Here is a 13,775-nt window from a genome sequence, read left to right as displayed (position 1 = left end):
CACATCAAATGATAAAGGAAGAATATAGTATGCAAGCCTATGCTAATTTACAGCTTACACAAAATGAAACTAGATGATGAGTACCAGGTCAGAAAACCAACAAAAGAAGCAGCGCCAGAAAGAATTTAAAGAAAGAAAAGAAAACGAGGAGCGCCTTAAAGCTGCTGCAGAAAAAGCTAAACGCGCTACTTCCAAGAATGAAGATGAGATTGGCAGGATGCGAAAAACTGAAGAATAATCTTGTAGTGGACAAAACTTCGCCACCAGTTAACTTTTACCAAATAGTATTTAGTTGCTTCCAAATTAGCCCCATCATTTTGTCATCCTGTTAAGGATCTTGTGGGCAAGCTGCAGACACTTGCTATAAGAAGTACTACAATGGAAGATGCTTTTTAAAATTTGGTATTCCCGCCGTTGTTGGTGTTATCACCATAGCCGTCAGGCTAACTTGCCTTTTGTGACATTTCGACCATTCCCTTCGGCCCTCGCCTCGGGAATGGTCGAAATGATAATGAATAATTGTTGGTTTTAGCCTGACGGCTATGGTGAAAACACCAACAACGGCAGAAACGGCGGACAGAACACAGTTCCATACCCGCCTCTCCCGTGCCTGCACCTGAAAACAAAAACACGTTTGGCACACAGTCAAAAAACCTGGCATCGGTCATACGCGGATTCAAAGCAGCGGTGACCCGGCAGGCACATAAACTACATGCTGATTTTGCCTGGCAAACCCGGTACCACGATCATATTATCCGCGATGACAAATCCTATAAACACATCGAAGGTTACATTTTGAACAATCCTGTTACCTGGAAAGCTGACAAATTTTATTGGTAGGTACAGCAGGAGGTTCATGCATTTCGCTCTTCGTGGAAGTTTACTCTGGTTGCTGGTAGTAGGCGTACTGGTAATATCCACCCGGTTTCTTGCCAAGGTTCAGCGTATCGGGAATGCCACCCTGGAAGTCCAGCACGATCATGAGGTTGCGCGATTCGTTCAGGTGCTCCACCCTTGTAAACACCCCGTTAAAATCTTTCAGCCCACCGGAGGTGAAGCGGATAACATTAGTGGCCGGATCGTAGGTGTAGCTCCCCGTTTTATCGAACATTTTGTATTCCCCATCCGATAGCTCGATCTTGTACTGGAACAAAAATCCGCCAGCAGATAACTGGTGCACGTGGTAAACACCCGGCACCAGGTCGCCTTTAGCTGCCGGGCTTTCCTGCTGCTCCTGGGCAGGTTCTGTGGTAACTGCCGCTTCTGTTGTCTCTGCCGGCGTCTTTTCCTGTGCTTCTGTGCATGAAACAAGTGCCATCACCCCGGCTGCAAGTAGTAAGTTTTTCATGAGCGCTTAATTGATGTAAAGCAATATACAATTTATTTGCTATATAGTGCCAGGTGCTGGTATTATACCGAAACTTCGCACCTCCTGATTTTGCCTTAACGTTGTGCAGAGGCAGTGGTGGCAGGAGCAGAAGCTTATTTGCCGATACAGAACTTCGTAAAAATATTATCCAGCAGATCATCCGTCGTGATCTCACCGGTAATGGAGCCCAGGTGGTACAGCGCCCGCCGGATGTCCGCTGCCACCAGGTCGCTGCTGATGCCAAGCCCCAGGCCGTTGAGGGTGTCGTCCAGCGCTTCGTAGGTTTTCTGGAGGCTGTCGTAGTGGCGGAGGTTCGTGACGATGGTTTGCTCCTTCGTATTCAGCTTGCCCAGGTTAACCTTCTCTACCAGTGCCTGCTTCAGTGTTTCCATGTTGGTGGCTTCGGAGGCGGAGATGCTTACCAGTCCTTCAAGTTGTGCAAAAGCAGCTACCGTAGCAGGGGAGGCCTGGTCTACTTTGTTGGCTACCAGCAGCAGCGGCAGCTTCTTGGGATTTAGCTTTGCCAGTTCTTCTTCCAACTCCGCCGGGGTGGTGGTGTTGATGTCGAAGAGGTAGATGATGAGCGACGACTGGCTGAGCTTCTGCAGGGTGCGCTCCACGCCGATGGCTTCTACCTTGTCGGTGGTTTCGCGGAGGCCGGCCGTGTCGATGAAGCGGAAGGTGATGCCTTCGATGTTGATTTCGTCTTCGATGAAGTCGCGGGTGGTGCCGGGAACGTCCGACACGATGGCCTTCTCTTCGTTGAGCAGTTCGTTGAGCAGGGTGGACTTGCCGGCGTTTGGTTTACCTACAATCACCGTCGGAACGCCATTCTTGATCACGTTGCCCAGTTCAAACGATTTGAGCAGCTCCCGGATGATGCGCTGTATGTTCAGGATAAGCTGGCGCAGTTGCTCGCGGTCGGCAAACTCCACGTCCTCTTCCCCGAAGTCCAGCTCCAGTTCTATCATCGAGGCAAAATGCACCAGTTCTGCCCGAAGCCGCTTTATCTCCAGCGAAAAACCACCGCGCATCTGCTTCATGGCCACCTCGTGCGAGAGGGCCGAGTCGGAGGCGATGAGATCGGCGACCGCTTCAGCCTGGGCCAGGTCGAACTGCCCGTTCAGGAAGGCCCGCTTCGTAAACTCTCCCGCCTGTGCCAGGCGCGCGCCTTTTTGCAGCAGGAGCCGCATGATCTGCTGCACGATAAAGTCGGAACCGTGGCAGGAGATCTCCACCACGTTTTCTTTGGTATAGGAAGTCGGCGCCTTGAACAGCGACACCAGCACCTCGTCGATCACCTTGTCCTGGTCGCGGGTGGTGCCGAAGTGGATGGTGTGCGAAGGCTGCTGCGTGAGGTCTTTGCCCCGGAACACGCTGTTGGTGATGGTAATGGCCTCGGGGCCGGACAGGCGGATAACGGCGATGGCGCCCACGCCGGGTGCGGTGGCTACGGCCACAATGGTATCGGAAGCGGAATAGTGTGGTATCAAGGTCAGGTAATGTCAGCTTGTACAATGGCAGCGCCTGCTGCGGCGCTGTGAACTACAAATTTAAGCTTATTTCTGCAGCCTGCCCAATCCTAAAACCTTGCTGCTCCTGCCACCAGGGCCACTGCTGCTGCTTAGCGCTTCTTCAGGCTCTTTTCGTACTCCTGCCAGTTCTGGGTTTTGTAAATGTTGTCGCCGAAGTAGCGGGAAATTTTACTGAATGCATCGGCGTCGAGGTAGCCGGGCACGGGCGTGATAATTTGCATTTGCTCGTCCAGGAAAACGGTCGATGGAAAACTCATTTGTCCGTTGAGCAGGGCCACGGCTAGTTCGTGCGCTTTGTACTGCGGGTTGTATTTGTAGGTGGTGCCGTTCAGGGTGATGGGTTTCCGGCCTTCGGCATCGAGCTTAACCGCGTAAAGATGCTGGTTTACATAAGCCGCGACTTTTGGGTTGGCAAAGGTAGACTTGTCCATTTTTTTGCACCAGCCGCACCAGTCGGTATACACATCCACTACAATTTTCCGGCGCTGCTGTTTCATTTTGGCAACAGCATCTTCCATGGTCAGCCACTCTATTTTTTCAGCAGCAGGTAAGGCTGTGGTGGCAGGTGCAGCAGGTTTTTGCACCTTAAAACCGGTCAGGAGGAAGACCAGCGTCAGGAGGGGGAGGAGAAGAATTCGGTTTATCATAAATAACTAATGTTACGCATAAATTACAACAGCAGGAAAAGTCCCCCTTAGAAGATAGGGCCGTTTCATTGACCGAGACTATCCCCTTGAGGACAAGTGAGAACGTGAGTTCGAAACTTGCTAGCGGAGCTAATAGGGGTGTAAAGCTTGGTGGTAAAACGTCTGAAATTATGTTATCAGAGTTTATTCACAGATGTAAACACCCCTCTAAGAGCTTCGCTCGCAACTCTAAAGCTCCTGCTTTAGGTTGTCCTCAAGGGGAGAATCCGTTAGAATGAAACGGCCCTACCTTTGAAGGGGGTAAGGGGGATGATGCACGGGCTGTGAAGAAATTCAGTTCTACAGCCAGTACAACAATATTTTATCCACAGGTGTAAGTCATCCCCCAGCCCCCTTCAAAGCTAATCTTGTAGGAAAAAATTTGAAATAATTTAAATGCCTATTGGCTTTTTTTATTGTTACCTACCGCAAGTTTGAGCGCAGCGGTAACTTGTGGTTCTCATTAGGGCCAGTTTTCAACTGGCGTGCGCACAAAAGCACCGATATCCAGACACGCCAGTTGAAAACTGGCACCATATATTACCACCAGTTACCGCTACGCTCAAACTGGCGTTAGAAAATACTTATAAAAAAACAATTTATATTTTTTATAATACAAACTTTTCCCTACAAGATTAGCTTCAAAGGGGGACAAAAATTACTTTGCCTCATGTATCACTTGCTGCTGTTAACCAATAAACGCACCGTTAGTGCTTTTTATTCTGTTTTCATACCATAGCTAAAACCAAAGGGTTATACAATCGGGATTAAGCTGCAGCTTCAAGGGCAGGTTCTGGTTTCAGCTGTTTCCGTTTTGTGAGCATGCCCCTGGAAGGAGAGAAGAGGAAGGCCAGCAGAAACTCAAACCCGGTAACGGTGGCTATAGCGCCGGCAATGGAACCGTCGATCCAGACGGCCAGGTAATAACCGGCTGCGGATGCCACCACACCCAGTGCTGCCGAAATCAGGAGCATCTGCTTGAAATTATCCGTGAGCAGGTAAGCGGCGGCCGGCGGCGCCACCAGGAAAGCCACCACCAGGATCGCCCCCACCGACTCGAAAGAGGCTACCGTGGTAATGGAAACGGCCGTCATGAGCAGGTAGTACCACAACGAAGTGGAGATGCCGATGGCAGCCGCATACCCCGAATCAAACGCCGTCAGGAAAAGTTCTTTGTAGCCGGCCACGATAAAACCGATGATCAGCAGCGTCACCACACCCAGTGTCCAGACGGTGCGGGGGCCGAGGATGTAGCCGCCGTCAGATATCCAGAGGTCGATGGGGACATAGGCAATTTCGCCGTACAGCACACAGTCCTGGTCCAGGTCCACCTGCCCGGCAAACACCGAAATAAGGATAATGCCGATCGCAAAAAGCCAGGTAAAGGTAACGCCGATAGAAGCATCGGCCTGCACCCGCGCTGCCCGGTGAAAGAATTCGATCAGGAAGGTTGTCAGCACCCCCAGCACCCCCGCCCCAAGGAGCATCGGTACCTGGTCGCGTGAACCGGACAGCAGGAAAGCGATGACAATACCGGGCAAAACCGCATGCGATATCGCATCGCCCACCATGGCCATCCGCCGCAGAATCAGGTAGCACCCCAGCAGCCCGCAGCAGGTGGCGACAAGGGAGCCCGTCAGTATGATCCAGAATGCGTTCATATTTTTAGTTATTGGTTATTTGTTATTGGTTATTGGGGCGATCATAAAAGTTTGATAATTATAGTGTTATGTTTGCCTGAATCAAGTTTTACAGCATTGGGATTAGGTTTGTTTGTGGTTCGTGCAGGAGACGCGGGCACCGCGTCTCTGCAGCCATACCCCCAACCTCTCTACCTTTCTGTTGCAGGGTTGAAGATTTTCAACCCCTACAAGATAACTACCTTTCTACTTTTCTACCTTTCTACCTTTCTACCTTTCAAACTCCCAAACTCCCAAACTCCCAAACTCCCAAACTCCTAAACTCCCAAACTCTCTAACTCTCTAACTCCCAAACTCCTAAACTCTCTAACTTAAGGGATCCTGGCGCTGTGCGGGTCCAGTTGCGGGAAGCCCAGTTCTTCCATCAGCTTTTTCTCCAGTTCCGGCGTGATGATGTGTTCGATGGTTTCGGCGTCTTCGTGCACGTGGTCGGAAGCCAGTTCCAGGAAGCGGGTCAGGTAAAGCTCCCAGAGGCGGTGCAGCCGGACCACCCGCTGACCCCGTTTCTGTCCTTCTGTTGTCAGCACCCAGGCCTCCTGTTCCTGCTGCACGTAGCCCTGACGTTTAAGTATCTTTAAACCTTTCAAGGCTTCCGCTTTGGGTATATTCCGTCGCTCCAGCAATTGGGTGAGGCTACGGGAGGTGTAGAAATCCTGCTTCAGCTCGCCCAGCTGGTAAAGCAGCTTCAGGAGGTTTTCTTCCAGGATCTGGTACTTGTTGTGCCGTTGCTTGATCAGGCGCGACACCCAACCTCGCTTGGGTGCAAAGGCAAAAGAGAGAATGGCGATCATGGAAATAATGAGCACGATCCAGGGACCGGTTGGCATAGCAGGGGCCGTGTACGATACAAAAGCACCTGCGAGCCCGGAGAAAGCGCCCATGAGCGCAGCCAGCACCAGCATCAGTGTTAATTTTTCCGTCCAGAAACGGGCAGCCGCCGCCGGTGTAATGAGCATGGCCGCCATCAGCACCACGCCCACGGCCTGTATGCCCACGACTACAGCCAGTACGGTGAGGGTGGTAAGGAGCAGCTCCAGCGCCCGTACCGGGTAGCCAAGCGTGCGGGCATAGGCCTGGTCGAAGCAGAGCAGCATGAGCTCCTTGTAAAAAACAACGGTAGAAACAAGCAGGAGCAGGGCTACCACGCTGAACACAACCAGGTCTTCGCCTACCAGCGAGGCCGCTTTGCCAAACAGGAACTTGTCCAGGCCGCTCTGCGCGGCGTTCCCGGAGTGCTGGATGGCGGTAAGCAGCAAAATGCCGATTCCAAAGAAAACCGAAAGCACCAGCCCGATGGCGGTGTCTTCTTTGATGCGCGAACGTGCCGTGATGTAGTCAATAAGAACGAGCGAGAGCCAGCCGGTAACCAAAGCTCCGGTCAGCAGGATGAGCGGGTTTTTGGTGCCCGACAGGATAAAGGCCAGGCAAACCCCCGGCAATACCGAATGGGCCACGGCATCACCGACCAGCGCCCGTTTTCGGAGCAACGTAAAGCAGCCCACTACGGCAGAGCTACTGGCCAGCAGCACAGAGCCCAGCGTCACGTACCGGACATTGGCGTCTGCAAACGAGAAGAATTCCAGAAACTCGTGCATAGTTTGGGAGTTAGAGAGTTAGAAAGTTAGAAAGTTTGGGAGTTAGATAGTTTAGGAAATTTGTAGGGGTTGAATACTTTCTACCCTAAACTTTGTTTCTGCTCCTGTCACCATTGCCTCTGCCGCTGTCTGAACCGTTGATTCTTTTGATTTAAATGATTCATGTGATTTTATATTTGTCTGAATCAGGATTTACAGAATTTTAGAATTTTCAGGATTAGGTTTGTTTGTGGTTTGTGAAAGGGTTGAAGATTTTCAACCCCTATAAAATAACTACCTCTTCACCTTTCTAACTCTCTAACTCCCAAACTCCTAAACTCTCCGTTCTTCCCGTGCCGGGAATTCCTGTTTGCGCAGCAGGTCGCCTACTTTGGATAGTACAGTCAGTTTGCCGCCGTAGGTTTTTTCCAGCAGTTCCTGCGTCAGGGTTTGCTCGGTGGGGCCGGAGGCGACCAGGCGCATGTTGAGCAGGATAATCCAGTCGAAGTAGTTGGCGGCCGACTGCAAATCGTGGTGCACGACGACTACTGTTTTGCCCTGCTGGCGCATCTGCCGGAGAAGTTCGATGATGGCTGTTTCGGTGGCGATGTCAACGCCGGCAAAAGGTTCGTCCATAAAGTAGATGTCGGCGTTCTGGGCCAGCGCCCGGGCCAGGAACACCCGTTGCTGCTGTCCGCCGGAGAGCTGCGAGATCTGCCGGTCGGCGTAGGCCTGCATGCCCACTTTCTCCAGCGCTTCCATGGCGGCGTCTTTGTCGGCTTTGCGGGGCCTGCTGAAAAAGCCCAGGCGACCGTAGCGCCCCATCAGCACCACATCGAACACCGACGCCGGAAAATCCCAGTCGACCGACTCGCGCTGCGGTACATAACTGATGCGTTTGCGCACTTCTTTAATGGGTTCATTGAAAATCCGGACATAGCCGCTGCTGGCTGGCAGCAGGTCCATGATGGCCTTGATCAGGGTAGACTTACCGGCTCCGTTCGGACCGATCACCCCGACCAGCGCCCCGGCAGGCAGCGTCAGGTCAACACCCCAAAGAACGGGCTTCCGGTCATAACTCACCGTCAGATCATGCACTTCCACTACCGGATTATCTACTTGAAGTATCATAGGCTAAAGTGCTTATTTTAAAGCGGAAACAATTTGTTTAACATTATAACGAACCATGCCTGCGTAAGTGCCTTCCGGTGTGTCCGCCTCGCCCAGGGCATCGGAAAACAAGGTGCCGCCAAGTTTAATCCGGTGTCCTTTGTCACGGGCTCCTGCCATCACGGCCTCTATGGCTTTCGGAGAAACCGACGATTCTACAAACACCGCTTTTATGTTGTTGTCGACAATAAAGTTTACCAGCGCCGACACATCCTGTAGTCCAAACTCCGACACGGTGGAGATGCCCTGCAGGCCCCGTACCTGGATGCCGTAGGCATCTCCGAAATAACCGAATGCATCGTGGGCCGTGATCAGGATGCGTTGCTGTTCGGGTATGGAGGCTATTTGCTGCTGCACAGCCGCATGCAGTTCCGAAAGTTGCTGCAGGTACTGCGCCGCATTTTGCTCGTACACCCGGGCATTCTTCAGGTCTTTCTTTTGCAGTTCCTTGCTCAGGTGCTCCACCACCTGCTGCCACACCGAAACATCAAACCACACATGCGGGTCGTAGGCATCTGTAAACCCGGCAGATTTACGTAAGCTCGAAGGTGCAATACCCCCGGCTGCAGCCACAACGGTTTTGTAGCGGCTGAGCTTTTCCAGCACTTCGCCCATCTTTCCCTCCAGGTGCAGCCCGTTGTACACGATCATGTCCGCATCGGTGAGCAGTTGCAGGTCGCCCTGTGTGGCCTTGTACAGGTGCGGGTCCACGCCGCTGCCCATGATGGCCTGTACATCGGCTTCATCGCCCGCAATGTTTTTAACCGCATCGGCCAGTATGCCGGTGGTGGTGACAACCGTCAGCCGCTCTCCTTCCTGTAACTGCCCCCTTGTATCGACCTGTTTGCAGGAGAACAGCAGGAGGGAAGAGAACAGGAAAGTCAGCAGCACGCTGCAGGTACGGAGCTTAAGCAGACAGAAATATGTTTTTAGATACTTCACTTGATACAAGTTGGCTTTTGTTGTTGTTGATGCTTATTTCCAGTGATTTATCGAAAGCTATTTTGTCTATTACTTGAATGCTGGCGCCGAGAGAGATGCCTATTTTGTCGAGGTACTGCAGGAAGAGCGGCTGGGAGTCGCGCACACCTACTACCACGCCGGAAGTACCGAGTTCCATTTCTGCCAGCAGCGTTTGTTGCTTCAGGTTTAATTCTCCCGTTTCAGTTGGGATAGGATCGCCGTGCGGGTCGAAAGCTGGATGCCCCAGGTACTCATCGAGGCGCGTTACCAGCAGTTCCGAACTGATATGCTCCAGCTCCTCAGCCACCTCGTGCACCTCGTCCCAGCTGAACATTAGTTTCTCGACCAGGAACACCTCCCATAGCCTGTGTTTGCGCACCACCTGCAGGGCAATCCGCTGTCCTTCCTGCGTAAGCGAAACGCCCCGGTATTTCACATAATTAACAACTCCCTTCGTACTCAGCTTGCGCAGCATGTCCGTAACCGAAGCTGCCTTTGTCTCCAGCGCCTCTGCTATGGCATTCGTGCTCACATCCTGCGTACCGTCGGCCGAGAGTTTGTAAATGGTTTTGATATAGTTTTCTTCTGTGTAACTGTGCATTGGGTTAATGTGCTAATTTTTTAATGTGCTAATATGGTAATGTGCAAATGTGTTAAATTGGTAATGGGTTAATTTTTAAGATTAAATATCTGATACTACTGCTGATTCGGATTGTAAATCCGACCGCTCCCGGAATTCGGATTGCAAATCCAAATCAACAACATTTTCTTAGTCTCGTCTTCCTAACACACTTAATTAATTTATCTGATTCCTTAATTCTTTTTGGAGGTGGAAATGATTTTAGACATTAGCTTTTGCAGTTCAAGCAGCTTTTCAAGCTTATCCGAAACAGTTGGATAGTTGGGACTGAGTTTGCAGAGGAGTAACCAGTATTCGGTTTCTATGGCTTCCTTAGCAGCAATTTTCAGTTTGTGAATAAAATCTGCTTTACATTCGGCATGTTGCGACTCCCAGACATTTGCACCAATGGAAGTTCCGCTTTTCAAAAGCTGGTTGGCAATTACAAATTTTTTTCTTTCCTCCAGAATTTCAGCAACCTGAATGATTTCCAACGCAAATAAAAAAGACTTCTTTACTATCGGATTATTTTCAAACCCCTCCAACTGTATCTCATTCATAACTCCATTATCAATAATTTACACATTAAAGCATCAGCACTTTATTACACCCAGCACATTAGCACATTAAAAAATCAGCACATTAAAAAACTACCACCTGATCAGGGCCGATGCCCAGGTAAAGCCGCTGCCGAAGGCGGCGAGGCAGACCAGGTCTCCTTCTTTTATCCTGTCCTGCTGTACTGCTTCGCTTAAGGCTATGGGCACCGAGGCAGCAGTGGTGTTACCATACTTATGGATGTTACTGAACACCTTCTCCACCGGGAGCCCCATCTTCTGCTGGATATAAGACGTGATGCGCAGGTTAGCCTGGTGCGGTATAAGCATGTCTATATCAGAAGGTTTGTAGTTGTTCTTTTTAAGTGCTTCTTCAATTACTTCCGGGAAGCGCGTAACAGCATGTTTAAAAACTACATTGCCATTCATGTACGGGTAAATGGAGCCTTCCTCGATCATCTCGTGTGTGAGCCGGTTCTTTTTGTTGCTCCCCGGATCAATCACGGCCAGTTCTTCGGCAAACTCTCCTTCGGCATGCAGGTGCGTAGACAGGATGCCTTTCTCCGGATCATCGGAAGGCGTAAGCACAACGGCACCGGCGCCATCGCCAAAGATGACCGAAACGTTCCGGCCCCTCTCCGAAAAATCTAGCCCACTGGAGTGAATCTCGGAGCCCACCACCAGCACGTTGTTGTACATGCCCGTTTTGATGAACTGATCGCCCACCGAAAGGGCATAGATAAACCCGGAACACTGGTTGCGTACATCCAGTGCAGGAATTAAGTTAAGTCCGAGTTCCCGCTGCAGCAGTACACCCGACCCCGGGAAAACATAGTCGGGGCTGAGCGTGGCAAAAATGATCAGGTCGAGATCGGTGGCTTCCAGTCCGGCCATTTTAAGTGCCGCACGGGCCGCATTGGCCGCCATATTAGAGGTAGTGTCTACACCTTCCTGGAAGTAGCGGCGCTCCACTATGCCCGTACGCTCACGTATCCATTCGTCTGAAGTCGGCATCAGCTTTTCCAGGTCCTTGTTTGTGATCACATTTTCCGGAACATAGTGGCCTACTCCGGTAATTTTAGAGTTTCGCATAAGCTATCGCTTTTAGTGTTTCAAATATACGAATTTATTTTTAGGTAAGCCTAAAAAATATTTATCAGCTTTTTTTGCTTTCTTTCTAATGATAATACTGCCCTTTTTATTTGCTGCACCTGCCACCATTCCTGTTGCTGCTGGCTGGTGCTTTGCCTTGCCCGGTAACGGTCAGGTTATTAGTTAAGCTAACAGTTGCCCCATCACCTGGAGTAGTTTCACTTCCTCGGCGTCCCAGTACACCATATCCGGCACACCGTTTTGATAATACGATTTACTGAAAAGGATTTCACCGATTGCTTGCCCAGCTGGTTTACTGAAATCTACAGCGATGCCCGCATTGGCTTGTGCTAGTATCGTTTCCCAAAGCGGGTTGTGCTGTAGCAGCATGGGCAGTGCGTGTGCCATGTACTCGTAAAGCTTGGTTGGTATACAACGGAATGTGCTTTCATTCGGTTGATAGGGGAGTAAGCCTACGTCACTTTTCTGGATCTGATCGATAATCTGCTGATGTGGTACCAGGTTGTTTCCACCAATAAGAGTTATATACGGTTTTTGCCTGATAAGTGTCCGGATCTTCTCCAGGGTGGCCGGCTGGGCGCAGTACCCGATAATGGTGAGCGTGGTGCCGGGATAAACCTGGTGGAACTGGTCGGCCAGCGCAATTGCTTCGAAGATGCCGTATACTTCGGCTATCGTGCCGGAGTAAAGCAGCCTCAGCGATTCTTTGGACAGGTGCACCGGGAAGGGTGGCTGCCGGTAGTTGGGGCCAGGTTTGTATTTGTTTTCTATTAAGGTATAGCGGTGTTCCAGGAAGGGGAGCTCCTGCAGGTAAGTTTGTTCTGCCACCAGGAAATGCGCAACAGCGGGTGCGATCAGCTGCTCGGTACTTCGGACAAGAAAGGCGAAAAGGTGTTTCAGCAACCAGGGGTAATTTTGCTGCGCCTGCAGGTTCAGAGCATAGTTTTCCTGTATGTCGTACTCCAGTTTGCTCTTGCTGAGGAGCGTGTACAGGAAACTGACCGGGAGCAGTTCGTGCGTGCTGGCGATAACGATGTCGGGTTTTAACCGGAGCAGCAGCCTGAAAAACCGCAACTGTGCCCGGAGCCGTCCGAAGCTTAAGCGCCTGAACCGGAAGAGGGGGTGGAAGAAAAGGTTGTGGGGAGGGGCTTCCGGCAGCGGGGCCTCATAGGCCGCAATATGCACCTGCACCCCCGCCAGTTTTGCCAGCGACAAGCCCAGTTTTTCGTAGAGCCGCGTATCGTTTATGGGTTTTAATAACGAAGCAATCAGGATTCTCTTTTCACACATCCGCTAAATTTAATACTTTTACGCTTCAAGACTAACAACAACAATTATATGGAGCTTAGAGATATTATTGAGAAGGCATGGGAAGACCGGTCGCTGTTGCAGAAAATAGAGACAAAAGAGGCGATCCGTGCTGTTATTGAAGACCTGGACAAAGGCAGACTGCGCGTTGCCGAACCCGATGGCGACAAATGGATTGTAAACGAGTGGGTGAAGAAAGGCGTGCTGCTGTACTTCCCGATCCAGACCATGAACACCATCGAAGTAGGTCCTTTTGAATTTCATGATAAGATTGCGCTGAAGCAGAACTATGCGGAGCTGGGTGTGCGGGTAGTACCTCATGCCGTGGCACGTTATGGTTCGTTTTTGGCAAGAGGTGTGGTGATGATGCCTTCTTACGTGAACATTGGCGCTTTTGTAGACGAGGGCACGATGGTGGATACCTGGGCAACGGTAGGAAGCTGCGCGCAGGTGGGTAAAAATGTTCACCTGAGCGGTGGCGTAGGTTTAGGCGGCGTGCTGGAACCTGTACAGGCAGCCCCGGTAATTGTAGAAGATGGCGCCTTTATCGGTTCCCGAAGCATTTTGGTGGAAGGTTGCCATATTGGTAAAGAAGCGGTGATTGGCGCTGGCGTTACGATTACCGGCAGCTCTAAAATCATCGACGTGACCGGCTCCGAGCCAAAAGAATACAAAGGCTATGTACCGCCGCGTTCCGTCGTTATCCCGGGCTCGTACACCAAAAAATTCCCGGCAGGCGACTTCAATGTACCGTGTGCCCTCATCATCGGGCAGCGTAAACCAAGCACCGACCTCAAAACATCCCTCAACGACGTGCTGCGCGACCACGCGGTAGCAGTGTAGGAGTTAGAGAGTTAGAGAGTTAGAGAGTTAGAAAGTTTAGGAGGTAGAGAGGTAGAAAGGTAGAAAGGTAGAAATTTTGGAATTTTTGTAAGGGTTGAAGGGAGTGTAAACGAAACTGTGTGGGAGTGTAAACGAAACTGTGTCACTCATTTTTTTAATGGCTTTTTTGATGTTACGGCTTTAGCCTAACATCAAAAAAGTCAAACCCTCAGGTGGGTCCTGAGTCTTTCCTCAAACATGATAGAGGCTGTAAACGGAACTGTGTCAAAGCAAGAAAATAATTAACTTAGCTTAAGCACAGTCACCATGGAAAAGAAATTTGATTTTGAGGCTTTTGA

Annotated in this window: 13 protein-coding genes; 2 read left to right on the top strand and 11 right to left on the bottom strand. The window is 50.8% G+C overall.

The window, feature by feature from the left end; genetic code table 11:
- The first annotated feature begins 73 nt into the window (after positions 1–73).
- A complete protein-coding gene (locus DCW36_RS22415; RefSeq protein WP_164890998.1) occupies positions 74–238 on the top strand; it encodes a hypothetical protein in 165 nt (54 codons plus the stop codon).
- Positions 239–880: 642 nt separating this feature from the next.
- Here the strand turns inward: DCW36_RS22415 and DCW36_RS01475 are convergent.
- The 11 genes from DCW36_RS01475 to DCW36_RS01425 form a co-directional block, all read right to left on the bottom strand.
- Positions 881–1,348, bottom strand: a complete 468-nt coding sequence (locus DCW36_RS01475; RefSeq protein WP_125185526.1) for a hypothetical protein — start codon at positions 1,346–1,348, stop codon at positions 881–883.
- 134 nt (positions 1,349–1,482) lie between these two features.
- Positions 1,483–2,862, bottom strand: a complete 1,380-nt coding sequence (gene mnmE, locus DCW36_RS01470) for a tRNA uridine-5-carboxymethylaminomethyl(34) synthesis GTPase MnmE (RefSeq protein WP_114784546.1) — start codon at positions 2,860–2,862, stop codon at positions 1,483–1,485.
- Positions 2,863–2,993: 131 nt separating this feature from the next.
- Positions 2,994–3,551: a thioredoxin family protein gene (locus DCW36_RS01465; protein ID WP_114784544.1), complete on the bottom strand. Its 558-nt coding sequence runs from the start codon at positions 3,549–3,551 to the stop codon at positions 2,994–2,996.
- An 806-nt stretch (positions 3,552–4,357) separates the two neighbouring features.
- Positions 4,358–5,251, bottom strand: coding sequence for a metal ABC transporter permease (locus DCW36_RS01460; RefSeq protein ID WP_114784542.1), 894 nt, complete (start codon positions 5,249–5,251; stop codon positions 4,358–4,360).
- A gap of 350 nt (positions 5,252–5,601) precedes the next feature.
- Positions 5,602–6,885 carry a metal ABC transporter permease gene (locus DCW36_RS01455; protein ID WP_114784541.1) on the bottom strand — a complete coding sequence of 428 codons (1,284 nt, stop codon included), beginning with the start codon at positions 6,883–6,885 and terminating at the stop codon, positions 5,602–5,604.
- Between the two features lie 312 nt (positions 6,886–7,197).
- Positions 7,198–7,995, bottom strand: coding sequence for a metal ABC transporter ATP-binding protein (locus tag DCW36_RS01450; RefSeq protein WP_114784539.1), 798 nt, complete (start codon positions 7,993–7,995; stop codon positions 7,198–7,200).
- Positions 7,996–8,007: 12 nt separating this feature from the next.
- On the bottom strand, positions 8,008–8,925 hold the full coding sequence (locus tag DCW36_RS01445; protein ID WP_114784537.1) for a metal ABC transporter solute-binding protein, Zn/Mn family: 918 nt from the start codon (positions 8,923–8,925) through the stop codon (positions 8,008–8,010).
- A gap of 16 nt (positions 8,926–8,941) precedes the next feature.
- The gene (locus DCW36_RS01440) at positions 8,942–9,598 is read right to left on the bottom strand and encodes a metal-dependent transcriptional regulator (RefSeq protein WP_114784535.1); all 657 of its coding nucleotides are present in this window, start codon (positions 9,596–9,598) and stop codon (positions 8,942–8,944) included.
- A 212-nt stretch (positions 9,599–9,810) separates the two neighbouring features.
- Entirely contained in the window at positions 9,811–10,176 is a 366-nt protein-coding gene (locus tag DCW36_RS01435) for a four helix bundle protein (protein ID WP_114784533.1), read from the bottom strand.
- A gap of 90 nt (positions 10,177–10,266) precedes the next feature.
- Complete coding sequence (locus DCW36_RS01430; protein ID WP_114784531.1) at positions 10,267–11,265, bottom strand: 3-oxoacyl-ACP synthase III family protein; 999 nt, start codon at positions 11,263–11,265, stop codon at positions 10,267–10,269.
- Positions 11,266–11,448: 183 nt separating this feature from the next.
- Positions 11,449–12,576, bottom strand: a complete 1,128-nt coding sequence (locus DCW36_RS01425; RefSeq protein WP_114784529.1) for a glycosyltransferase family protein — start codon at positions 12,574–12,576, stop codon at positions 11,449–11,451.
- Positions 12,577–12,624: 48 nt separating this feature from the next.
- On the opposite strand from DCW36_RS01425, the gene DCW36_RS01420 reads away from it, so the two are divergent.
- Positions 12,625–13,437 carry a 2,3,4,5-tetrahydropyridine-2,6-dicarboxylate N-succinyltransferase gene (locus DCW36_RS01420; RefSeq protein WP_114784527.1) on the top strand — a complete coding sequence of 271 codons (813 nt, stop codon included), beginning with the start codon at positions 12,625–12,627 and terminating at the stop codon, positions 13,435–13,437.
- Positions 13,438–13,775 lie beyond the last annotated feature (338 nt).

Origin of the sequence: Botryobacter ruber (assembly GCF_003347595.2) — a bacterium.
Taxonomy (GTDB): Bacteria; Bacteroidota; Bacteroidia; order Cytophagales; family Hymenobacteraceae; genus Pontibacter; species Pontibacter ruber_A.
The sequence above is the reverse complement of the archived record's forward strand: the minus strand, read 5'-3'. Positions and strand labels throughout refer to the sequence as shown.